This is a genomic window from Variovorax sp. Root411, from assembly GCF_001425205.1.
Classification (GTDB): domain Bacteria; phylum Pseudomonadota; class Gammaproteobacteria; order Burkholderiales; family Burkholderiaceae_C; genus Variovorax.
Genome location: NZ_LMDW01000012.1, coordinates 579,104 through 600,356, shown reverse-complemented (window position 1 = coordinate 600,356; position 21,253 = coordinate 579,104). Strand labels below are relative to the sequence as shown.

Here is a 21,253-nt window from a genome sequence, read left to right as displayed (position 1 = left end):
GCATCCAGGCATCAGGCCGAGAAGCTCGATCCGCAGCCGCAGGTGCTGGTGGCGTTCGGGTTCTTGATCACGAACTGGGCGCCCTGCAGGTCTTCCTTGTAGTCGATCTCGGCGCCGACCAGGTACTGGTAGCTCATGGCGTCGATCAGCAGTGACACACCGTTCTTGGTCATGGTGGTGTCGTCTTCGTTGGTGATTTCATCGAAGGTGAAACCGTACTGGAAGCCGGAGCAGCCGCCACCCTGCACGAACACGCGCAGCTTCAGGTCGGGATTGCCTTCCTCGGCGATCAGGTCGGCGACCTTGGCGGCCGCGCTGTCGGTGAAGACGATCGGCTCGGGCATCTGGGTCTGGATGTTTTCGGCAACGGCGCTCATGGGGTGATAACTCCTAGGGGGCCGGACATGCGGCCAATGAAACGAATGCTACTGCAATGCCGCATTTCCGGCAGGCGGGGTACGGCGTGCACCCCAATGCAAGTGGGGTTGGAGCCCCTTGCACCAAGAGGGCCTCCAATGAAAAAGCCGCCCGAAGGCGGCTTTTTGTTCGCAGTGAACAGATCAGCGCTTGCTGAACTGCTTGCGGCGACGGGCGGAGTGCAGACCGACCTTCTTACGCTCGACTTCACGCGCATCGCGCGTCACGAAGCCGGCTTGGCTCAGCACGGGCTTGAGCGTCGCGTCGTAGTCGATCAGGGCACGGGTGATGCCGTGGCGCGTGGCGCCGGCTTGACCCGATTCGCCGCCACCATTCACGTTGACCATCACGTCGAAAGCTTCGAGGTTGTTGGTCAGCGCCAGGGGCTGCTTGGCGATCATGATCGAGGTTTCGCGGCCGAAGAACTCTTGGATGTCCTTGCCGTTGACCGTGATCTTGCCGGTGCCTTTTTTCAGAAACACGCGGGCGACGCTCGATTTGCGACGGCCGGTGCCATTGTTCCATTCACCAATCATTCTCAAGGCTCCTTACAGTTCCAGCACTTTGGGCTGTTGGGCGGTATGCGGGTGCTCAGCGCCACCGTACACCTTGAGTTTCTTGATCATCGCGTAACCGAGCGGGCCCTTGGGCAGCATGCCCTTGACAGCCTTTTCCAGGGCGCGGCCCGGGTGCTTGTTCTGCATGTCGCGGAAGTTCGTCGCGGTAATACCGCCCGGGTAACCCGAGTGACGGTAGTACACCTTGTCGATCGACTTGGCGCCGGTGACGCGCAGTTGCGCGGCGTTGATGATGACGATGAAGTCACCGGTATCGACGTGAGGCGTGTAAATGGCCTTGTGTTTGCCGCGCAAACGGAGAGCAACTTCGCTGGCTACTCGTCCGAGGACCTTGTCGGTCGCGTCAATCACAAACCACTCGTGCGTCACGTCAGCGGGCTTGGCGCTGAACGTTTTGGTCATGAGTTTTCTCTTGAAAAGAGGGTTTGGCGGGCCCTTTTCCACGGTCGGCGTTCCTCTGGTGGGAATCTCTTAGGTGGGGTTAACGTCCTCGCCGCGGGGCCACAAAAACGCTGCGAAGCCCGCGATTATATAAAGAATGGCCCTGTGCTGGCAAATTCGCATATGCGGGGCCCAACACCGTTACCATCCTCCCCCTATGTTCAGTTACCGCCACGCCTTCCATGCCGGCAACCACGCCGACGTGCTCAAGCACACGGTGCTGATTGCCACGCTCGACCATCTGCTTGAAAAAGAGGCCGCCCTGACGGTCGTCGACACCCACGCCGGCGCGGGCCTGTACCGGCTCGACGGCGACTACGCCGGCACCAGCGGCGAAGCGGCCGATGGCATCTTGCGGCTTCTTTCGGGCAAGAAAACGCCCAATGCGCCAGCCCCTGCCGCGAAGTCCGCTACCAAAAAAGTAGCGCCAGAAGCCGAAATTCCAGTCGCCGACGCCATTGCGCGCTACCTGGAAGTGATTCACGACTTCAACCCCAACGGCGGCGCGCGCGTCTATCCCGGCTCTCCATTCATCGTGCAGCACCTGCTGCGCGACCACGACAAGCTCAAGCTGTTCGAGCTGCACCCGACCGACGGCCGCGCGCTCAGCGCCAACATCGCCCAGCTCGAGGCCGGTCGCCAGATCGCCGTGTTGAACGAAGACGGCTTCGGCAGCGCCACCAAGTTCCTGCCGCCGCCCTCACGCCGCGCGCTGGTGCTGATGGACCCGAGCTACGAGATGAAGACAGACTACGGCCGCGTGCTCGACTTCGCGGCCGAGGCGCTCAAGCGTTTCGCCACCGGCACCTACGCGGTCTGGTACCCGATCATTCCGCGCCCCGAGGCGCACGACCTGCCGCGCCGGCTCAAGACCATGGCGACGAAAGCCGGCAAGTCCTGGCTGCACGCCACGCTGACGGTCAAGTCCAGCAAGATCACCACTGACGCATCGGGCGAAACGCACCGGCCGGGCCTGCCGGCCAGCGGCATGTTCCTGATCAATCCGCCGTACACGCTGAAGCCGCTGCTGGCGGCCGCGCTGCCGCAGTTGGCGGAGCGCCTGGCGCAAGACCGGCACGCCGCCTTCTCGCTCGATTCGGGCGGCTGAGCCTTCCGGCCCTTATTTCTTGCGGCGGGGCGGCACGACCGCCTTGCGGCGGGCGGGCGCCGGCGACCGGGTCCGTTGCGGCGCAGCCGGTACTGTTGCGGACGCCAGCGCATCGCCCGCCTCCACCGGCAATCCACCGCAACGCATCCCCTCGCGATCGACGACCGTCAACGCCACCTGCTTGATGCCCATGCTCGTCAGGCCGATGCGGTCAGCCGCCGCGCGGCTCAGGTCGATCACGCGACCCGCCGCGTACGGCCCGCGGTCGTTGATGCGCACCAGCACCTCGCTGCCGTTGACGAGGCTGCGCACGCACACGCGCGTGTTGAAGGGCAGGGTCTTGTGGGCCGCCGTCATGGCTGCCATGTCGAAGCGCTCGCCGTTGGCGGTCTTGCGCTGGTGGAATTGAATGCCGTACCAGGAAGCACCGCCGCGCTCGAAGACTTCCCGCGCCCCCTCATCGCCCGGGATGCCGTCGTCCGGCGGCAGTTCGCCCGTGCCGGACACCGCAAGGTCATAGCGCACCGACGGCACGCTCGAACGCGCTGCCGCGCCCGGCGGCACCGCGATGGCGCGAGGCAAGGGCCTCAGCTTCGCCGTCGCCCCGCCTTCGGCGTCCGTCGCCGGCGGCACGGCACAACCCGCGAGAACGCAGGTCGCAGCAGCGAGGGCTGCGCGAAGTCCCGCGCCCCCTCTCAATCGAGGCGCTCCAGCACAGCCAGCGTGGCCGCCGACTGGTTCATCGTGTAGAAGTGCAGCGCTGGCGCGCCACCTTCCTGCAGACGCGCGCACAGGTCGGTGACCACGTCGAGGCCGAAGGCCTTGATCGACGCCGTGTCGTCGCCGAAGCCCTGCAGCCGCAGGCGGACCCAGCGCGGAATCTCGGCGCCGCAGGCGTCGGAAAAGCGCATGAGCTGCGTCGAGCTCGTGATCGGCATGATGCCCGGCACGATCGGCGTGTCGAGCCCCAGCTTGCGCACGTCGTCGACGAAGCGGAAGTAGGCTTCGGGGCTGAAGAAGTACTGCGTGATCGCCGAGTCGGCGCCTGCCTTCACCTTGGCGGCAAAGGCCTGCAGATCGGCTTCGGGCGAGCGGGCCTGCGGATGGATCTCGGGGTAACAGGCCACCTCGATGTGGAAGTCGCTGCCCGTCTCTTCGCGGATGAAGGCAACGAGGTCGCTCGCATACAGGAACTCGCCGCCGATGCCGTAGCCGCTGGGCAGATCGCCGCGCAGGGCCACGAGGCGCTTTACGCCCATGTCCTTCAGTTCGGCGAGCTGCTCGCGCACCGTGGCGCGCGTGGCGCCAATGCACGAGAAGTGGCTCGCGGCGTCCACGCCTTCGGACAGGATCTCCTGCACCGCACCAAAGGTGCCCTGGTGCGTGGAGCCGCCCGCGCCGTATGTGACCGAGCAGAACTGCGGCTTGCGCGCATACAGCTGCTGGCGCGCGGCGCGCAGCTTGACCGCGCCTTCGGGCGTCTTGGTCGGGAAGAATTCGAAACTCAGCGGAAGGCGCACCTGCGTCTCCTTAGGAACCGTCGTTCGCGTCTTGAACAGCACGAACGGCGTGAATGAAAAACTCGCGATTGCCGTCGCCCCCGGCGATCGGGCTGTCGAACCATTGCAGCACCCGCAGGCCCAGCGCCTCGCAGGCATCGTGCAGGCGCTTCTCGACCACCGCGTACATCGACTCGTCGCGCACGATGCCGCCCTTGCCGACCTGGCCGGGCTGCAGCTCGAACTGCGGCTTGACGAGCATCAGCAGGCGGCCGTCGTCGGCCAGGAACTCGACGACAGCCGGCAGCACCAGCGTGAGCGAGATGAACGACAGGTCGCCGACGATCAGGTCGAAGCGCAGGTCGGATGGTTCCTCGCCCTCTTCCTGCAGGTCGTCGGCCGACAGCGCACGCGCATTGACGCCTTCGATGGCGACCACGCGTTCGTCCTCGCGCAGCTTCGCATGCAGCTGCCCGTGGCCGACATCCACGCCGACCACTTTCACGGCGCCGCGCTGCAGCAGGCAGTCGGTGAAACCGCCGGTCGACTGGCCCACGTCGAGGCACAGTTTGCCGGAGGGATCGACCCCGCTCACGGCGAGCGCACCTTCCAGCTTGAGCCCGCCGCGCGACACGTACCGGGCCTCGGCCGCATCGACCAGCTCGAGCTCGGCCGATTCGGGCACGTCGTCCTTGTTCTTGGCGACCGAGCGCCACGCGTCGCTGGTGCCCGCGTCGCGCCAGCGCAAGCCGCCGGCAATCAGCCGCACAGCCTGCGAACGCGACGCGGCCAGGCCGCGCTCTACCAACAGTTGATCGGCGCGCATGCGCTGTCGATCAGTAGCGGTACGTGTCCGGCTTGTACGGACCGCTCTTGCTCACGCCGATGTAGGCGGCTTGCGCGTCCGTCAGCTCGGTGAGCATCGCGCCGACCTTCTTCAGGTGCAGGCGCGCAACCTTCTCGTCGAGGTGCTTGGGCAGCACGTAGACCTTGCCGGCCTGGTAGGCATCGGGCTTGGTGAACAGCTCGATCTGGGCGATGGTCTGGTTGGCGAACGACGACGACATCACGAAGCTCGGGTGGCCCGTGCCGCAGCCCAGGTTCACGAGGCGGCCCTTGGCCAGCAGGATGATCTTCTTGCCGTCCGGGAAGGTGATGTGGTCGACCTGCGGCTTGATTTCTTCCCACTCGTACTTCTCGATCGACGCGACGTCGATCTCGTTGTCGAAGTGGCCGATGTTGCAGACGATGGCCTGGTCCTTCATCCTGACCATGGTGTCGTGCGTGATCACGTCCTTGTTGCCGGTGGTCGTCACGAAAATGTCGGCCTTGTCGGCGGCGTATTCCATGGTGACGACCTTGTAGCCTTCCATGGCGGCCTGCAGGGCGTTGATGGGATCGATCTCGGTCACCCACACCTGGGCGCTCAATGCGCGCAGTGCCTGGGCCGAGCCCTTGCCCACGTCGCCGTAGCCGGCCACGCAGGCCACCTTGCCGGCGATCATCACGTCGGTCGCGCGCTTGATGCCGTCGACCAGCGATTCGCGGCAGCCGTACAGGTTGTCGAACTTGCTCTTGGTGACCGAGTCGTTCACGTTGATGGCGCGGAACAGCAGCGTGCCCTTGGCCGACATTTCATTCAGGCGGTGCACGCCGGTGGTCGTCTCTTCGGTCACGCCAATGATCTCGGCCGACTTGCGGGTGTACCAGGTCGAATCGACAGCCAGCTTGGCCTTGATGGCAGCGAACAGGATGCGCTCTTCTTCGCTGGTCGGGTTGGCCAGTACGCCCAGGTCCTTCTCGGCGCGCTGGCCCAGATGCATGAGCAGCGTGGCGTCGCCGCCGTCGTCCAGGATCATGTTGGGGCCTTCGCCCTTCGAGCCCTTGGGGCCGAAATCGAAGATGGCGTGGGTGTAGTCCCAGTAGTCCTTCAGCGACTCGCCCTTGATCGCGAACACCGGCGTGCCGGCGGCGGCGATGGCCGCGGCGGCGTGGTCCTGCGTCGAGAAGATGTTGCACGAGGCCCAGCGAACGGTGGCGCCCAAGGCTTGCAGGGTTTCGATCAGCACGGCCGTCTGGATGGTCATGTGCAGCGAGCCCGTGATGCGCGCGCCCTTGAGCGCCTGGCCCTTGGAGAACTCTTCGCGGATGGCCATCAGGCCGGGCATTTCGGTTTCCGCGATCTTGATTTCCTTGCGGCCCCAGGCGGCGAGGGACAGGTCGGCAATCGCCTGGTCGGCGGTCGAAACGGGGGTGGGCTTGAGAACGGCGCTCATGGGAACTCCAACAAAACTGGTTTGAAAGATGCCACTGCCTACGGGGAAAGACTCACCGCGAAGAACAGCGGGTGAGCGTGGTTGCGATGTGGTCCGAGCCTCACGCCTGATGGCGCTGCAACGCTCCTCGGAACCGTGGATTGTAGACGGGGCGGCAGGGCGAGCCAATCGCCATGACACCCCACCCGCCGGCAGGCGCGTTTCGCCACGACCAAGGGAAATCCCGCAGGCGAAATTTCCGGGCGGGCACCCTCTGCGATGTCCGCCCGGCGTATCGTGGCACCGGTCCTTGTCACCCCTCACAGTTCACACGACACCAGGAGATAGCGCCCATGGCCACTGCCAAGAAAGCCGCCGCGAAGACCACTGCCAGCAGCAGCAACACCAAGGTGGCTCCCAATGCCGCCGAGATGCTCAACCCGCTGAAGAACCTCAAGGCCATGACCGACCGCCTGCAGGAACTCAATCTGACCGGTGGCGCGAGCAAGCTGCTCGAAAGCGGACAAAAGGACCTCCAGGCGCTGATGCAGGCGAATGAGAAGTCCTACCAGGGCCTGCAGACCGTGGTTCAGCGGCAGACGGAAATGATCAAGAGCGCCATCGCCGAGTGGCAAACGGCTGCCAAGGAAATGCCCGGCAAGGATGCCAAGGCCAACCTCGCCAAGCTCGACGAGCTCGGCCGCCAATCGTTCCAGCGCGCCATCGACGACATCAAGGAGTTGTCCAACCTTGCCGCCAAGTCGCAGGCGGACGCGTTCGAACTGGTGCGCCAGCGCATCCAGGCCAATGTGGACGAAGTAACCAAGATGCTTCAGCGCAAATAGAACCTCGGCGTAGTAATTATTTAGTTTTGGTTCTTTTTAGATAACGCCACCTGATCGGCAATCCACGCGCTGATTTGTGGCGAAATTTCGAATTTCCGTGCCATTTGCACGGCAGACACACGGCGAAATTTAAATAAAGGCCTGCCTTACCGGACAATTACGTGTCAATACGTAACGTCCAGGGAGGCAAGGTATGCGCGCAAGCGTCGGAATAAGTTTGAGCACGGTCATGTTGTCAGTTTTGCTGACCGCATGTGGAGGATCAGGCAGCGGCGGTGGATCCGCCCAACCCGCCGCGGTGTCGGGCACCGAAACGGCAGCCAAGAACACGGAGCCGAGCCCTTCCGCCAGCGCCGCCCCCGCACTGATCGAGTCGAGGGTGCAGACGCCGGAACTCGCGGCAACAGACGTCAGCCCTTTCAAGGATCGTCCCGTGGGGCGCGCCCCGACGCCACGGCATGTGGTCCTGCCGGCGCTTCCCCCAGAGAGCGCCGTTCCCCTGAAGTCGGCACCTGCGATCTTCGGCACTCCCACCAAGATCGGTGTTGCACGCCAGATCGCTGAAACTGCGACCGTCCAGGCGGTGTCCAGCATGATGAGCTGGACGCCTTCGGAACGTGGAGGCAAAGTGGCCGCTTTGCGATTCGCATCACCGAATGCGAAGGGTGTTCGCACCGGCCTGCGTGTCGATAGTCTTCCCCCAGGCACCATGGTGCGCTTCTACGGCGACGCGAGCCCAAAGATCTACGAGGTGTCCGCGCAGGAAATCCTCACGGTCATTCAGCGCAATCTCGACGCAGGCGATTCGAGCGACAACGCGCGCACCTATTGGTCACCCAACATGGGCGGAGAAGCCCTCACGGTCGAGATCGAGGTGCCGCCCAACGCCGTGCTCGAAGCGGTCAAGGTGGCGGTGCCCATGCTGTCGCATGTGTCCATCGACATCACCAAGCAGGCCTCGCTGGAGAAAGTGGGTGAAGCCGGCTCATGCAATCTGGACGTTACCTGCGCCTCCCAATACGACACCCTCAGCAAGTCGGTGGCGTTGATGCACTTCATCGATAGCGGGAGCAACTATGTATGCACCGGCACCTTGCTACGACCGCATGTCGACGGGCACGCCGTATTTCCTGAGCGCGAACCATTGCATTTCCAATCAGACGGTCGCATCGACTCTCTACACCTACTGGTCCTACAAGTCCGCCAGCTGCAACAGCACGCAGGTCAGTCCGGCGGCGGTCGCCATGACCTCCGGCGCCACGCTGCTCTATGCGGAGTCGACGACCGACACGTCCTTCATGCGGCTGAATTCACAACCGCCGGCCGGCGCACTGTTTGCCGGTTCCAGTCCCTTCGACCCCAGTTCCTTTGACAGCATTCAGGGCGTCTATGGCGTGCACCACCCTAAAGGTGATTTGCAGAAGTACAGTGAAGGCGACTATCTCGGAACCGCGGCTTGTGCAAATTCAAGCTGCTCTTCTTCAACAGGAAGCAACGCCAAGTTTCTGGCAGTGAGATGGAATCGGGGCGTGACCGAGGGCGGCAGCAGCGGCTCGGGGCTGTTCCGGAGACTCAATGGCAAAGACTATCTTGTCGGACAATTGTGGGGCGGAGCGTCCTCGTGCATCCAACCCACCGGGTACGACTTCTACGGGCGCTTCGATCTCCCCTTCAACACCGCGCTGCAGCGGTGGCTCAATGCGCCTTCCACGACGGTGCGTACGACCATCTACCGCTTCTACAACACCAGAACAGGTGCGCATTTCTATACCTCCAGCATGCCGGAGCGTGACCTCGTCATCACGACGCTGCGCGAGTACAACTACGAAGGCCCTGCCTTTTTCGCGTTTGGTGCTGCAGCAGCAGGCACCAGCCCGGTTTATAGGTTTTATAACACGCGCACCGGCGCGCACTTCTATACGATCAGCGAGCAGGAGCGCGCCAATGTGCAGGCCACCTTGCCCTGGTATTCGTACGAGGGCGTGGCCTGGTATGCCAACACCTCGCAGACCGGCGGTGCCACCCCGATGTTCCGGTTCTACCAAACGAAGGTCCAAACTCACTTCTACACAATCAACGCAAGCGAGCGGGACAGCATCCAACAAAATCTTCCGATATACACCTACGAGGGGATTGCGTATTTCAGTTGGACGAACCTCTGATCCACGTGGCGCCGCAGCTACGCGGCGCCACCAGATCGGGTGTTCGATCATGGAATTCACCGCCACGGATGAGGTTGAGCGGGGAATTTCCAGCACGGGCTCGACGCCGGCAAACCCACATCTGCGAAAATCGCGGGTTCCCTGGAGTTCCCGTGTCATCCCCCTTCCTCGCCGAAACCCGCCGCCGCCGCACCTTCGCGATCATTTCCCACCCTGACGCCGGCAAGACCACGCTGACCGAAAAGCTGCTGCTTTTCTCCGGCGCGATCCAGATCGCCGGCTCGGTGAAGGCGCGCAAGGCCTCGCGCCATGCGACCTCCGACTGGATGGAAATCGAAAAGCAGCGCGGCATCTCGGTGGCCTCGTCGGTCATGCAGATGCTGTACCGCGACCACGTCATCAACCTGCTCGACACGCCCGGCCACAAGGATTTCTCGGAAGACACCTACCGCGTGCTCACCGCCGTCGACTCGGCGCTGATGGTGATCGACGCGGCCAACGGCGTGGAAGCGCAGACGCGCCGGCTGATCGAGGTCTGCCGCCAACGCGACACGCCCATCATCACCTTCGTCAACAAGATGGACCGGGAAGTGCGCGAGCCGCTCGACATCCTCGACGAGGTGGAACGCGAACTCGGCATGCCCTGCGTGCCGATGACTTGGCCGGTCGGCCAGGGCAAGTCTTTCCGCGGGATCATGAACCTGCGCACGCAGACGATGACGGTGTTCGAGTCGGGCAGCGAACGGCTGCCGCACGACTTCGAGACCATTGCGCTGTCGGAGCGCGAAACGCTCACGAAGCGCTTCGGCGCCGATTTCGAATCCGCGATGGACAGCATGGAACTGGCCACCGGCGCCTCCCCCACCTGGGACCGCGAAGCCTTCCTGGCCGGCAAGCAGACGCCGGTGTTCTTCGGCTCCGGCGTGAACAACTTCGGCGTGATGGAAGTGCTCGACGCGCTGGTCGACCTCGCGCCCTCGCCACAGTCGCGCACCAGCACCACGTTGGTCAACCGACAGCCGGTGGTGAATGAGATCCAGCCCGAGGACAAGGACTTCGCGGGCGTGGTCTTCAAGGTACAGGCCAACATGGACGCCAACCACCGCGACCGCATCGCCTTCGTGCGCATGGCCTCGGGCAAGTACACGCCGGGCATGAAGCTCAAGGTGCAGCGCACCTCGAAGGAGCTGCGGCCCACCAGCGTCGTGACCTTCATGAGCCAGCGCCGCGAGGCGGTCGAAGAGGCCTACGCGGGCGACATCGTGGGCTTCACCACCCACGGCGGCGTGCAGCTGGGCGACACCATCACCGATGGCGCGAGCCTCCAGTTCACCGGCCTGCCCTTCTTCGCGCCCGAGCTGTTCATGACCGTGATCCTCAAGAACCCGCTGCGCACCAAGCAGTTGCAGCAGGGCCTGGCCCAGCTCGGCGAAGAAGGCGCGATCCAGGTGTTCCGCCCTGAAGTCGGTGGCCCGATGCTGCTGGGCGCGGTCGGTCAGCTGCAGTTCGAAGTGGTGCAGCACCGCCTGAAGGCCGAGTACGACGCCGACGTGCGGCTCGAAGGCTGCCAGTACACGGGCGCGCGCTGGATCACGGCCGACACGCCGGCAGAGCTGCGCGAATTCGTCAATGCCTACCCGGTGCGCATGGCCAAGGATGCGGCGGACACACTGGCCTTTTTGTGCACCTCGCCGTATGACGTGCGGCTGGCGCAGGAGCGATTTCCGAAGATCCACTTCCATCCGCTGCGGGAGCATGCGGGGCTGGCGCTGCAGAGCGCAGGTTGACGCCGCTAGCTGCCCGTCGACGCATAGTGGCGCAGCCCGATGCGCCATGCGCCGAAAGCCGCCGCGAGGAACGCGAACCCCGCGAGGGGTGACACCCAGCCCACCCACCCCGGCGCGCCCAGCGGATCGGGCTTGCCGAGGATCGCCAGCACCGGGTAATAAGCCACGCAGGCCAGCGGCACAATGAAGGTCAACACCCGGCGAAACCACTGCGCGTACAGCGCCAGCGGAAACTGCGCGGCCTGCACGCCGCCGTAGGTGAGCACGTTGGCGATCTCCAGGCTTTCCACGGTCCAGAACGACAGCGTGCCCTGCAGCACGAGGATGCCGAGGAACAGCGCCACGCCGCCGGCGAGCGCGAACAGCGCTGCGGCGACCGCGTCGGGCGTCCAGACCAGGCCGGTCTGCGCCGCGCCGAAGGTCAGCACCAGCACGCCTTGCAGCAGGCGCCCGAGACGGCTGATGCGGAAGTCGTGCCCCATGAGCTGCAGCGCCAGCGGACGCGGGCGCAGCAGCAGCCGGTCGAACGCGCCAGTGCGCAGGAACTCGGTGCCCAGCACATCGAAGCCGCGGCCCAGTGCGTCGGCGATGGCGAACATGCAGTTCACCAGTCCGTAGAACACCGCCACCTCGCCGAGGGTCCAGCCCTGCACTTCACCGAAGCGGCGGAACAGTGCCCACACGGCGACCACCTCGATGCCGGTCGCGAGGAATTGGCCCAGCGTTCGCATCAGCGCAGAGGCGGGGTAGCGCGCCTGGCCGCTTAGCGAGGCCGCGACGAGGCGGAGGAAGAGGCTTGGAGAGTTCATCTCAGCTCATCCTTCGCTCGACGCGTTCGGGGTGCGTTCGTTCGGGACGCGTGCACAGGCCACCGGGTACTCCCCTCCGCGAATGTCCCCCGCTTCGCTCCTCCTTTATTTCGCTGCGGGGAGCACCTGGTGCCCTGTGCACGAGGGCACGCTGCTGGTTCGCGGCCGATCGACAAGTGCTCTGAACGATCACGACGGCGGGTGCCTTGCGCAGCGAAATAAAGGAGGAGCGAAGCGGGGGACATTCGCGGAGCAAGATACCCGTCGGCGTGAGCGCCCCACGCCCCACACGCAACGCGACGAAAAGAAAAGCGAGGCTTCATCTAACCGCCCTGCACTTCCAGCTTGCGCATCGTGCGCCCCATGGCCACATGGCCCAGCCCGACCAGCGCCACGATCCAGAAGCATTGCAGGCCCAGGCCGACCAGCGCCTGCGGCCCGTTCATCAACCCGAAGTACAGCCGTGCGGGAATGTCGACCACGCCTGCGAACGGCTGCAGCAGCAGCGCGGTCTGCCATGCATCGGGCAGCAGTACCAGCGGAAGCAGGTTGCCGGAGAACACGATCACGACCGGCCCCGCCAGCGCGTTGATGCCGCGCTCGTTAAGTGCCGCCGCCGTCGCGATGTTGAGCAGCATCACCATCGAAGTCGACAGCAGCAGTGCGAGCACGGTCGACGCCAGGAATGCGACCGCGGCGGCAACGCTCGCCGGCGGTTGCCAGGCCCAATCGCCCAACCCGGCCAGCGGCAAGGCGATGGCCGCAAAGGCGGCCATCAGCGCCAGGCGCGGCAGCACGCGCGCCGCGAGCCAGCCCGCGCTGCGTACGAACCACAGCGCATAGGCATCGACCGGCCGCAATCGGTCGTAGGCCACCGCGCCGGTGCGCACGGCCTGCGCCACTTCCGGGTCGCCCAGCCACGGCAGCAGCGCGAGCAACCCCTGCGCAAGCCAGGTGTAGGTGACGGCCTGCGCGAGCGACATCGGCGCGCCGCCCATCGACGCACCGCCGTAGAACGCGGCGAGCACCATCACCTTGATCCCACCCCACCAGCACTGCGTCGCGAAGCCCGCGAGCGCGGCGGTGCGGTACTGCAGCATCTGCAGGAAGCGAGACGCGAAGGCGGCGATGTAGGGGCGCGCCAGTTCGCGCGAGGCCGTCACGCTTCGGCCGCTCCGTGCATCGCGTAGAAGCGCGCGATGACGGCCTCGATCGGCAGGCCTTCGAGGCGGATGTCCTCCACCGCGTGTTCGGCCGCGATGCGTGCGATCAGCGCAGGGGCCGTCGTCACCGCGGGATCGAAATCGAGCACCAGCGTCTGCCCGTCGCGCGAATGCACCTTGGCGCCGGCCAACTGTGCGGGCAGCTCGGCCTCCTGTGCAAAGTCGACCACCAGCCGGCGCTCGGCCATCACCTGCGCGCGCAGCGCCTCGACCGGGCTGTCGGCCAGCACGCGGCCGTGGCCGATGATGATCACGCGCCGCGCCAGCGCCTCGATGTCGTGCATGTCGTGCGTGGTCAGCAGCACGGTAGTGCCGCGCTCGCGGTTGGCGCGGCGCACGAAGTCACGCACGGCCAGCTTCGAAGGTGCATCGAGCCCGATGGTCGGCTCATCGAGAAAGAGGATGTCGGGCTCGTGCAGCAGCGCCGCCGCGATCTCCGCGCGCATGCGCTGGCCCAGCGAGAGCTGCCGCACCGGCTGGTCGAGCACGCGCTCCAGGTGCAGCAGCGCGACCAGTTCGTCGCGCGTGCGGCGGTAGCGCTGCGGATCGACACGGTAGATGTCGCGCAGCAGGTCGAAGCCGTCGCCCACGGGCAGGTCCCACCACAGCTGCGTGCGCTGGCCGAAGACCACGCCGATGCGCGCCACGTGGCGCTCGCGGTCGGCGAAGGGATCGCGGCCGTCGATCTCCACGCGCCCGCCGTCGGGCCGCAGGATGCCCGCGAGGATCTTGATGGTGGTCGACTTGCCCGCGCCGTTCGGCCCGATGAAGCCCAGCAGCTCGCCTCTCTCCAGCGCGAATGACACGCCCGACAGCGCCTCCACCGTGCGGTGCCGGCGCTGCACGAGCCCGCGCAGCGCGCCCATCACGCCGGGATCGCGCTCGGAGATTCGATAGGTCTTGCGGAGGTGGTCGACGAGGATGTGAGGCATGGGAGGCGCCGCTCCGGCCTCGATGGCGCGGCGGGGGCGGGATGCTACACGAAAGCGCCGGTACGATCACCGACTCCCCAAAGATGCACGCCAGCCATGCCTTCGCAGTCGCCTCCCTTGCCCTCCTCGCCCCATCACCTGCAGCCGCTGGCCCAGTGGCCGGCGGCCGCGCGCAACGCACTCGTGGGCGTCTTCACCGACATCGACGACACACTGACCCACGAAGGCGCGATCACGCCCGATGCGTTGCAGGCGCTGCGCGACCTCAAGGCCGCGGGCCTTTGCGTCGTGGCGATCACCGGCCGGCCGGTGGGCTGGAGCCTGCCCTTCGTCAACACCTGGCCCATCGACGCCATCGTGGCGGAGAACGGCGCAGTGGCACTGCTGCCCACCGCCGACGGCCGGATCGAGAAGCGCTACCAGCAGGATGCCGCCACGCGCGCCGCCAACTTCGCGCGCATGCAGGCCGTGCTGGCACGCATCGAACGCGAGATCCCGGGCGTTGGGCGCGCTACCGACTCGCCGGGGCGCGAGACCGACATCGCCATCGACCACAGCGAGTTCGTGCAGCTGAGCGACGCCACCATTGCGCGCGTGGTGGCGCTGATGCGCCGCGAGGGCATGCACGCCACCGTGAGCAGCATCCACATCAACGGCTGGTATGGCGACAACGACAAGCTCGAAGGCGCGCGCTGGATCACGCGTGAGCTGTGGGGCCGCGCCCTCGACGACGAGATGGACCGCTGGGCCTACGTGGGCGACTCCACCAACGACCAGCTGATGTTCCGCACCTTCGCGCACAGCATCGGCGTGGCGAACGTCGCGCGCTTCGTGCCGCAGCTGGAGCACCTGCCGCGCTATGTGACGCAGGGCGAGCGCGGTGCAGGGTTTGCCGAGGCGGCGCGCGCGATCATCCTGGTGCGCCCGGGCCTCGACACTGCTGGCTGACCCGGCTGACGGGCGATCTGGACTAAAGCCGCAGGCTTACTTCTCCTTCGCCAACCCCAGCTTCTCGATCACCACCTTCTCCCGCACCACCGTGTCCTGCGCAAACTTGGTGTACTGCGCCGAGCTCATGTAGTTAGGCAGCATGTCGTAGCGCCCCAGCGCCGTGACGTAGCTCGGCTCTTCCATCGCCTGCTTGAACGCGTCGTGCAGCTTCTTCACCACCTCGGGCGGCGTGCCCTTGGGGGCGCCGATGCCGAAGGGCGAGTTCTGCACCACGTCGTAGCCCAGTTCCTTCAGCGTGGGCGCATCGGGGAATTTGGCCAGGCGCTTCTCGCCCCAGGTGTTCAGCACACGCAGCTTGCCGGCCTCGACCTGCGGCGCGAAGCCGGTGCTGTCGGCGGCGGCCATGAGCTGGCCGCTGACCACTGCGAGCATCAGGTCGGCACTGCCCTTGTAGGGAACATGCTGCAGCTCGATGCCGGCCTTCTGCGCGACGATCTCGGTGGTCAGGTGCGGGCTGGTGAGGTTGCCGGTGGAGCCGTAAGTCAGCTTGCCGGGGTTGGCCTTGGCGTAGGCAACGAAGTCGGCCCAGGTCTTGAAGGGGCTGTTGGCGGGCACCACGATGCCGAAGGCATAGCCCGTGACGTTGATGACGTACGTGATGTCCTTCAGCGGGTCCCAGTTGATCTTGGTGGTGTAGCCCATGCGAAACACGCCCAGCGGGATCTGCGCGACGGTGTAGCCATCGGGCTGGGAGGTCTGCAGCGCCTGCGCGGGCAGCGTGCCGGCGGCGCCGGGCTTGTTGTCGACGATGACCGGCTGGCCGAGGATCTTGCTCGCGTTGTCGGCGAGCTGGCGCATGGTGATGTCGGTCGGGCCGCCGGCCGGAAACGCGACGATCAGCTTGATGGGCTTGGCGGGAAAGCCCTGCGCGAAGGCCGCCATCGGAAAGGCGAGGCCGCAGGCGGCGAGCGTGGCGGCGGTACGGAGGAAGGTGGAGCGGCGGAGCATGGCTGACGGGGGTCCTGACTTTGAAACCGCCAATTGGGCCTTGCCCCGTTGGCGAAGGCAATCGGGGCTCCCCTGATTTCCCCGGGGAAACCCGGTCCATCGTCACACCGGAGTCGCCTGCGCGTCAGCTACGCCTGCTCGAAGCCTTCGAGCACGTTGACGGCGTTGATGCCCACCTCGGCCACCGCATAGCCGCCCTCGAAGACGAACACCGTGGGCAGGCTCGCGCGCGCGAGGTCTTCGCCCATGCGCAGGTAGTCGTCGCTTTTCAGCCTGAAGCCCGAGATCGGATCGCCCTCGAAGGTGTCGAGGCCGAGCGAGACCACGAGCGCGCCGGCCTTCACCGCTGCGATGCGGTCGAGCGCGGTCTTCAGCGCCGCGCGCCACGCTGCGAAGTTCGTGCCGCGCGGCAGCGGCAGGTTGTGGTTGAAGCCCTCGCCCTGGCCCGCGCCGCGCTCGTCGGCATGGCCCAGGTAGTACGGGTAGTCGGTCAGCGGATCGCCGTGCAGGCTGGCGAAATGCACGTCGCCGCGCTCGTAGAAGATGGCCTGGGTGCCGTTGCCGTGGTGGTAGTCCACGTCGAGCACGGCCACGCGGTCGACGCCCGCATCGCGCAGCGCCTGCGCCGCGACCGCGGCATTGTTGATGAAGCAGTAGCCACCGAAGAAATCGGCGCCCGCATGGTGGCCCGGCGGCCGCGTGAGCGCGAAGGCGGCGCGCTCGCCGCCGATGACGCGCTGCGCCGCGGTCCACGCGCAGGCCGCGCCGTGCCGCGCCGCGGCCCAACTGCCCGCCATCAGCGGCGTGCCGGCATCGAACGAGAACAGCCCCATGCGCGCCGGAAAACTCTTCGGCAGCACGTCGGTGCGCATGCCGCGCGTGGGCCAGTACGACGGCAGCGCATCGCGCGACACGTTGGACGGGTCGAGCGCGATCCACTCGTCCCATGCATGTGCGATGAAGTCCAGGTAGCGCGGCGCATGCACCTTGGCCAGCAGCGCCTCGTCGAAGGCATCGGGCCCCTGCAGCGCGCCGAAGCGGCGGCGCTCCAGCTCATGCTTCACATGGTCGACGCGGGCGGGCAACTCGAAGCACGGCACGAGCTCGCCGCGGAACATTTCGACTTTGCCCTGGTGAAGAACGTGCTGGTCGTTGTAGATGGTGAGCATGCCGCCATCATGCCGCACGCCGCAGCACCGCTCGGCGCCGCCCCGAGGCCGTGAGGCCGAACAAGTCCTTCGGGTCCTCCAGCTCGGGCACCAGCGCGATCTGCTGGCCGACGCCGCGTTCGGTCGCAATGCGCTGTATGTAGCGCAGCGCCGTGTAGTCTTCCAGCGCGAAGCCGACCGAATCGAACAGCGTGACCTGTGTGGGGGTTTCGCGGCCGGGCACTTCGCCGAGCAGCACGCGCCACAGCTCGTGCACCGGAAAGTCGGCCCCCACCTGCTGGATCTCGCCCTCCACGCGCGTCTGCGGCTCGTACTCGACGAACACCCGCGCCTTGCGCAGCACGTCGGGGTGCAGTTCGGTCTTGCCGGGCGAATCGCCGCCCACGGCATTGATGTGCATGCCCGGCTCGATCATCTCGGGCGTGAGCACGGTCGCGCGCCCCTGGCAGGCGGTGACGGTGGTGACGATGTCGGCACCGCGCACGGCCTCCGCCACGGAGCGCGCACGCACGATGTCCAGCGGCGTGCACGCCGACAGATGGCGCACCAGCTTGTCGGTGGCGTGCGGGTCGGAGTCATACACGCGCACTTGCTCGATGCCCAGCAGCGCATGGAAGGCCAGCGCCTGGAATTCGCTCTGCGAACCGTTGCCGATCAGCGCGAGGCTGCGCGAACCGGGCCGCGCCAGGGCCTGCGCCGCCATGGCCGAGGTGGCGGCCGTGCGCAATGCGGTGGTGAGCGTGAGCTCGGAAAGCAGCACCGGGTAGCCCGTATCGACTTCCGCCAGCACGCCGAAAGCCATGACGGTCGGCAGCCCGAGCTGGGTGTTGTTCGGATGCCCGTTGACGTACTTGAAGGCATAGGCGCCGTCGTCGGCCACCGGCATGAGTTCGATCACGCCAAGATGCGAATGGCTGGCCACGCGCGCCTTCTTGTCGAACTCGCGCCACCGCAGGAAGTCGTCGCGCAGCGCGTCGGCCAGGGCCATGAGGAACTGCGGAACGCCGGTCTCGTCCACCAGGCGGACCAGGCTGTGAACATCGATGAAGCGGGTCATGACATGGCTCCTTGCGTAGCCCGGCTCGGCGCTTCATCCCATCGCATGTTCACTCCACCATGGCTGATTCAGGATGCGCCTGCGCCAAGGGTTGAAGCCATTGTGCGCCTGCTTGCGCGCCATTGCGAGCAACGTCAGTCGTACCTGCGCTGCTCTTCGATGCTGCGCTCCAGGAAGCGCCAGAGCCGCTCGTCCTCGCTGAAGGCCACGTTGAAGCGCAGCCAGCCGGTGGGATGCGGATTGACCAGGAACAGCTGGCCCGGGCCGAGCATGATTCCCTCGGCCGCAGCGCGGCGCGAGAGCTCGGCGCTGTCGGCAATGTCCGGATGCCGGGCCCACAGGTACATGCCGGCCGCGGCTTCGTGGAACAGCTCGAAGCCCAGCCCGTCCAGCCGCCTCGCGACGCTGCCCCGTGCCTGCGCGAGGCGGTCGCGCAGGGCCTTGAGATGCTTGCGCCAGCGCCCGTCCGTCACGGTGCCGAAGGCCAGGCGCTCGGTGATGTCGGACGAGGTCAGGCCCGAGATCATCTTGAGCTGCGCCAGCTCTTCGAGCAGCTCCGGCTGCGCGACCACGTAGCCCACCCGGATGTTCGGCGAGATGGTCTTCGAATAGCTGCCCACGTAGACCACGCGGCGCAGCTGCCCCAGGCTGGCGAGCGAGGGACGCATCGACGCATCCATCTCGGCGTAGATGTCGTTCTCGACCAGCGTGAAGTCGTGCGCCTGCGCCAGCTGCAGCAGTTGCACCAGCTGCGGCAGCGAGGCCATCGAGCAGGTCGGGCTCTGCAGCCGCGGCTGGGTGAAGAAGGCCTTGGGCCGGTGCACCGCGAGCAGCGCCTCGAGTGCGGGCATGTCGTAGCCCGAAGGGATGCGCGGCACGCCGATGAGCTCCACGCCCAGGAAGCGCAGCATGAACATCAGGTTCGGATAACCGGGGTCGTCCACCAGCACCGCATCGCCCGGCTTGAGCAGCCGGCGCGCGACCAGGTCCAGCGCCTGGCTGGAGCCCTGGGTCAACAGCACCTGCGCGGCCTCGACCACGATCTGCTGCTCCGACAGCGCCTCGGCCGTGGCCATGCGCAGCGCCATGTGGCCGAAGGGCAGGCCGTAGCCGCCGATGTCGGTGCCTTCGGAGGCCAGGTGGCGCAGGCTGCGGCGCATGCCGTCCTCGAACAGCCAGTCGTGCGGCAGCCAGCCGCAGCCGGGCTTGAGCGGCAGGTTGCGGTTCTCGAAGATCTGCTGCAGGTACCAGCGGGCGTCGAAGCGGGGGTCCGGGCGGGGCGTGCTTGCCGCGCCGGCGGCGCTCTCGTCGCTGCGCCGCTTGACGAAGAAACCCGCGTTGGCGCGCGAGACCAGCAGGCCCTGGGCCACCAGCCGATCGTAGGCTTCGACCACCGTGAAGACACTGACGCCGTGCGCCGCGGCAAAGGCGCGGATCGACGGCAGCTTGCTGTCGGCCTTGAGCTTCTGGGTGCCGATCAGGCCGCGCAGCCCTTCAACGATCTGGCTTACCAGCGGCGTCGGCTGTTCGGGGCGAAGAATGAGCATCGGGGGGCGTCTCCGGCAGTCCGGCCTGCACCATATTGAGGAAAGTATGTACAGGATACAAGACCAGTACAGTCTCCCCGGCGATCACTTCCGGTGTACATGGCTGGATCGATTCGCGCGACCTAGAGTGCCGGCATTCCTCCTTCAAAGCACAGGTCGTACCATGCAACGCGAACCCCATCTCAGCAATGCCGCCCTCATGGCCCGCCGCAGCGCGGCCGTCGCCCGCGGTGTGGGCCAGGCCCATGAAATCTTCGTCAGCCGCGCCGCCAACGCCGAACTGTGGGACGTCGAGGGCCGCCGCTACATCGACTTCGCCGGCGGCATCGCGGTGCTCAACACCGGCCACTGCCACCCGGAGATCAGCGCCGCCGTGAAGGCGCAGGTCGATCTCTATTCGCACACCTGCTTCCAGGTGGTGGCCTACGAGCCCTACGTGGAGCTGGCCGAGCGCCTGAATGCACTGGCACCGGGCGCGTTCGCGAAGAAGTCGATCTTCCTGAGCACCGGTGCGGAGGCGGTGGAGAACGCGGTCAAGATCGCCCGCGCCCACACCCGGCGCCCCGGCGTCATCGCCTTCACCGGCGGCTACCACGGCCGCACGATGATGACGCTCGGCCTGACCGGCAAGGTCGCTCCCTACAAGATCGGCTTCGGCCCCTTCCCGGGCGAGGTGTTCCATGCGCTGTACCCGAACGCGCTGCACGGCGTGAGCGTGGACGATGCGCTGCACTCGGTCGAGCTGCTGTTCAAGAACGACATCGAGCCCGAGCGCGTGGCCGCCTTCATCCTGGAGCCGGTGCAGGGCGAGGGCGGCTTCTACGTGGCGCCCAACGACTTCGTCGAAGGCCTGCGCGCGCTGGCGGACCGCCACGGCATCCTGATCATTGCCGACGAGGTGCAGACCGGCGCCGGCCGCACCGGCACCTGGTTTGCCAGCGAGCAGTGGCCCGTGGCGCCCGACCTGATCACCACTGCCAAGTCGATGGCGGGCGGCTTCCCGATCTCCGGCGTGGTGGGCCGCGCCGAGGTGATGGACGCGCCCGCGCCCGGCGGCCTGGGCGGCACCTATGCCGGCAGCCCCATCGGCTGTGCCGCGGCGCTCGCGGTGCTGAAAGTGTTCGACGACGAGCAACTGCTCGCGCGCAGCCGGGCGCTGGGCGAACGGCTGACGGCCGGGCTGCGCCGCATCGCGGCCGATGTGCCGGCCATCGGCGACGTGCGCGGGCTCGGCGCCATGGTGGCCATCGAGCTGTTCGAGCAGGGCGACACCGCGCGGCCCGATGCCGCACTGACCCGCCAGGTGGTCGCGGAGGCGGCGCGGCGCGGGTTAATCCTGCTGTCATGCGGCACCTACGGCAATGTAATTCGTGTACTGGTGCCGCTCACGGCATCCGACTTGCTTGTGGACGAAGGCCTGGCGCTTCTCGCGGACAGCTTCGCCGCGCTGCGCTGATCGATCGAT

General features: G+C 66.4%; 21 protein-coding genes and 1 riboswitch. Of the genes, 7 read left to right on the top strand and 14 right to left on the bottom strand.

The annotated features are described in order from the left end of the window. Nucleotides 1–11: 11 nt before the first annotated feature. The 3 genes from erpA to rplM all read right to left on the bottom strand — a co-directional run bounded on the left by erpA (nt 12) and on the right by rplM (nt 1,397). Entirely contained in the window at nt 12–377 is a 366-nt protein-coding gene (gene erpA / locus ASC92_RS13660; protein WP_007827949.1) for an iron-sulfur cluster insertion protein ErpA, read from the bottom strand. Between the two features lie 183 nt (nt 378–560). Continuing rightward, the gene (gene rpsI, locus ASC92_RS13655) at nt 561–953 is read right to left on the bottom strand and encodes a 30S ribosomal protein S9 (RefSeq protein WP_007827948.1); all 393 of its coding nucleotides are present in this window, start codon (nt 951–953) and stop codon (nt 561–563) included. Between the two features lie 12 nt (nt 954–965). Then, entirely contained in the window at nt 966–1,397 is a 432-nt protein-coding gene (gene rplM, locus ASC92_RS13650; protein ID WP_007827946.1) for a 50S ribosomal protein L13, read from the bottom strand. 196 nt (nt 1,398–1,593) lie between these two features. Between rplM and ASC92_RS13645 the strand changes: the two genes are divergently transcribed. Beyond that, nucleotides 1,594–2,544, top strand: a complete 951-nt coding sequence (locus ASC92_RS13645; RefSeq protein WP_056516077.1) for a 23S rRNA (adenine(2030)-N(6))-methyltransferase RlmJ — start codon at nt 1,594–1,596, stop codon at nt 2,542–2,544. Between the two features lie 12 nt (nt 2,545–2,556). On the opposite strand, the gene ASC92_RS13640 is transcribed toward ASC92_RS13645, so the two are convergent. From ASC92_RS13640 to ahcY, 4 genes are all read right to left on the bottom strand, one after another. Then, a complete protein-coding gene (locus ASC92_RS13640) occupies nt 2,557–3,126 on the bottom strand; it encodes a septal ring lytic transglycosylase RlpA family protein (protein ID WP_414820409.1) in 570 nt (189 codons plus the stop codon). Between the two features lie 113 nt (nt 3,127–3,239). Next, nucleotides 3,240–4,064, bottom strand: a complete 825-nt coding sequence (metF, locus tag ASC92_RS13635) for a methylenetetrahydrofolate reductase [NAD(P)H] (RefSeq protein WP_056516069.1) — start codon at nt 4,062–4,064, stop codon at nt 3,240–3,242. 10 nt (nt 4,065–4,074) lie between these two features. After that, on the bottom strand, nt 4,075–4,869 hold the full coding sequence (locus tag ASC92_RS13630; protein ID WP_056516066.1) for a TlyA family RNA methyltransferase: 795 nt from the start codon (nt 4,867–4,869) through the stop codon (nt 4,075–4,077). Nucleotides 4,870–4,879: 10 nt separating this feature from the next. Beyond that, nucleotides 4,880–6,319, bottom strand: a complete 1,440-nt coding sequence (gene ahcY, locus ASC92_RS13625) for an adenosylhomocysteinase (RefSeq protein ID WP_056516063.1) — start codon at nt 6,317–6,319, stop codon at nt 4,880–4,882. Between the two features lie 66 nt (nt 6,320–6,385). After that, nucleotides 6,386–6,454: riboswitch (S-adenosyl-L-homocysteine riboswitch) on the bottom strand. Nucleotides 6,455–6,651: 197 nt separating this feature from the next. Here ahcY and phaP point away from each other — a divergent pair. The 4 genes from phaP (at nt 6,652) to ASC92_RS13605 (ending at nt 11,092) form a co-directional block, all read left to right on the top strand. After that, nucleotides 6,652–7,143 (top strand): TIGR01841 family phasin, encoded by a 492-nt coding sequence (gene phaP / locus ASC92_RS13620; protein ID WP_056516061.1) that lies wholly within the window; start codon nt 6,652–6,654, stop codon nt 7,141–7,143. A gap of 193 nt (nt 7,144–7,336) precedes the next feature. Further along, entirely contained in the window at nt 7,337–8,515 is a 1,179-nt protein-coding gene (locus tag ASC92_RS29305) for a hypothetical protein (protein WP_235505814.1), read from the top strand. Next, nucleotides 8,442–9,305: a hypothetical protein gene (locus ASC92_RS29300; RefSeq protein ID WP_235505812.1), complete on the top strand. Its 864-nt coding sequence runs from the start codon at nt 8,442–8,444 to the stop codon at nt 9,303–9,305. Before ASC92_RS29305 ends, ASC92_RS29300 begins: the two co-directional genes overlap by 74 nt. A gap of 152 nt (nt 9,306–9,457) precedes the next feature. Next, entirely contained in the window at nt 9,458–11,092 is a 1,635-nt protein-coding gene (locus ASC92_RS13605; RefSeq protein WP_056516053.1) for a peptide chain release factor 3, read from the top strand. 5 nt (nt 11,093–11,097) lie between these two features. On the opposite strand, the gene ASC92_RS13600 is transcribed toward ASC92_RS13605, so the two are convergent. From ASC92_RS13600 to ASC92_RS13590, 3 genes are all read right to left on the bottom strand, one after another. Beyond that, complete coding sequence (locus ASC92_RS13600) at nt 11,098–11,901, bottom strand: ABC transporter permease (RefSeq protein ID WP_056516050.1); 804 nt, start codon at nt 11,899–11,901, stop codon at nt 11,098–11,100. 323 nt (nt 11,902–12,224) lie between these two features. Beyond that, nucleotides 12,225–13,001: an ABC transporter permease gene (locus tag ASC92_RS13595; RefSeq protein ID WP_056516433.1), complete on the bottom strand. Its 777-nt coding sequence runs from the start codon at nt 12,999–13,001 to the stop codon at nt 12,225–12,227. Between the two features lie 59 nt (nt 13,002–13,060). Continuing rightward, nucleotides 13,061–14,056 carry an ATP-binding cassette domain-containing protein gene (locus tag ASC92_RS13590; RefSeq protein WP_056516046.1) on the bottom strand — a complete coding sequence of 332 codons (996 nt, stop codon included), beginning with the start codon at nt 14,054–14,056 and terminating at the stop codon, nt 13,061–13,063. A 96-nt stretch (nt 14,057–14,152) separates the two neighbouring features. On the opposite strand from ASC92_RS13590, the gene ASC92_RS13585 reads away from it, so the two are divergent. Beyond that, a complete protein-coding gene (locus tag ASC92_RS13585; RefSeq protein ID WP_056516044.1) occupies nt 14,153–15,004 on the top strand; it encodes an HAD-IIB family hydrolase in 852 nt (283 codons plus the stop codon). A 36-nt stretch (nt 15,005–15,040) separates the two neighbouring features. On the opposite strand, the gene ASC92_RS13580 is transcribed toward ASC92_RS13585, so the two are convergent. From ASC92_RS13580 to ASC92_RS13565, 4 genes are all read right to left on the bottom strand, one after another. Then, the gene (locus tag ASC92_RS13580; protein WP_056516041.1) at nt 15,041–16,015 is read right to left on the bottom strand and encodes a Bug family tripartite tricarboxylate transporter substrate binding protein; all 975 of its coding nucleotides are present in this window, start codon (nt 16,013–16,015) and stop codon (nt 15,041–15,043) included. A 128-nt stretch (nt 16,016–16,143) separates the two neighbouring features. Next, on the bottom strand, nt 16,144–17,184 hold the full coding sequence (locus ASC92_RS13575) for a histone deacetylase family protein (protein ID WP_056516038.1): 1,041 nt from the start codon (nt 17,182–17,184) through the stop codon (nt 16,144–16,146). Nucleotides 17,185–17,191: 7 nt separating this feature from the next. Continuing rightward, nucleotides 17,192–18,241: an ornithine cyclodeaminase gene (locus tag ASC92_RS13570; RefSeq protein ID WP_056516035.1), complete on the bottom strand. Its 1,050-nt coding sequence runs from the start codon at nt 18,239–18,241 to the stop codon at nt 17,192–17,194. A gap of 134 nt (nt 18,242–18,375) precedes the next feature. Next, nucleotides 18,376–19,788 (bottom strand): PLP-dependent aminotransferase family protein, encoded by a 1,413-nt coding sequence (locus tag ASC92_RS13565; protein ID WP_056516032.1) that lies wholly within the window; start codon nt 19,786–19,788, stop codon nt 18,376–18,378. A gap of 163 nt (nt 19,789–19,951) precedes the next feature. On the opposite strand from ASC92_RS13565, the gene gabT reads away from it, so the two are divergent. Continuing rightward, nucleotides 19,952–21,244: a 4-aminobutyrate--2-oxoglutarate transaminase gene (gabT, locus tag ASC92_RS13560; RefSeq protein ID WP_056516028.1), complete on the top strand. Its 1,293-nt coding sequence runs from the start codon at nt 19,952–19,954 to the stop codon at nt 21,242–21,244. Nucleotides 21,245–21,253: the final 9 nt, after the last annotated feature.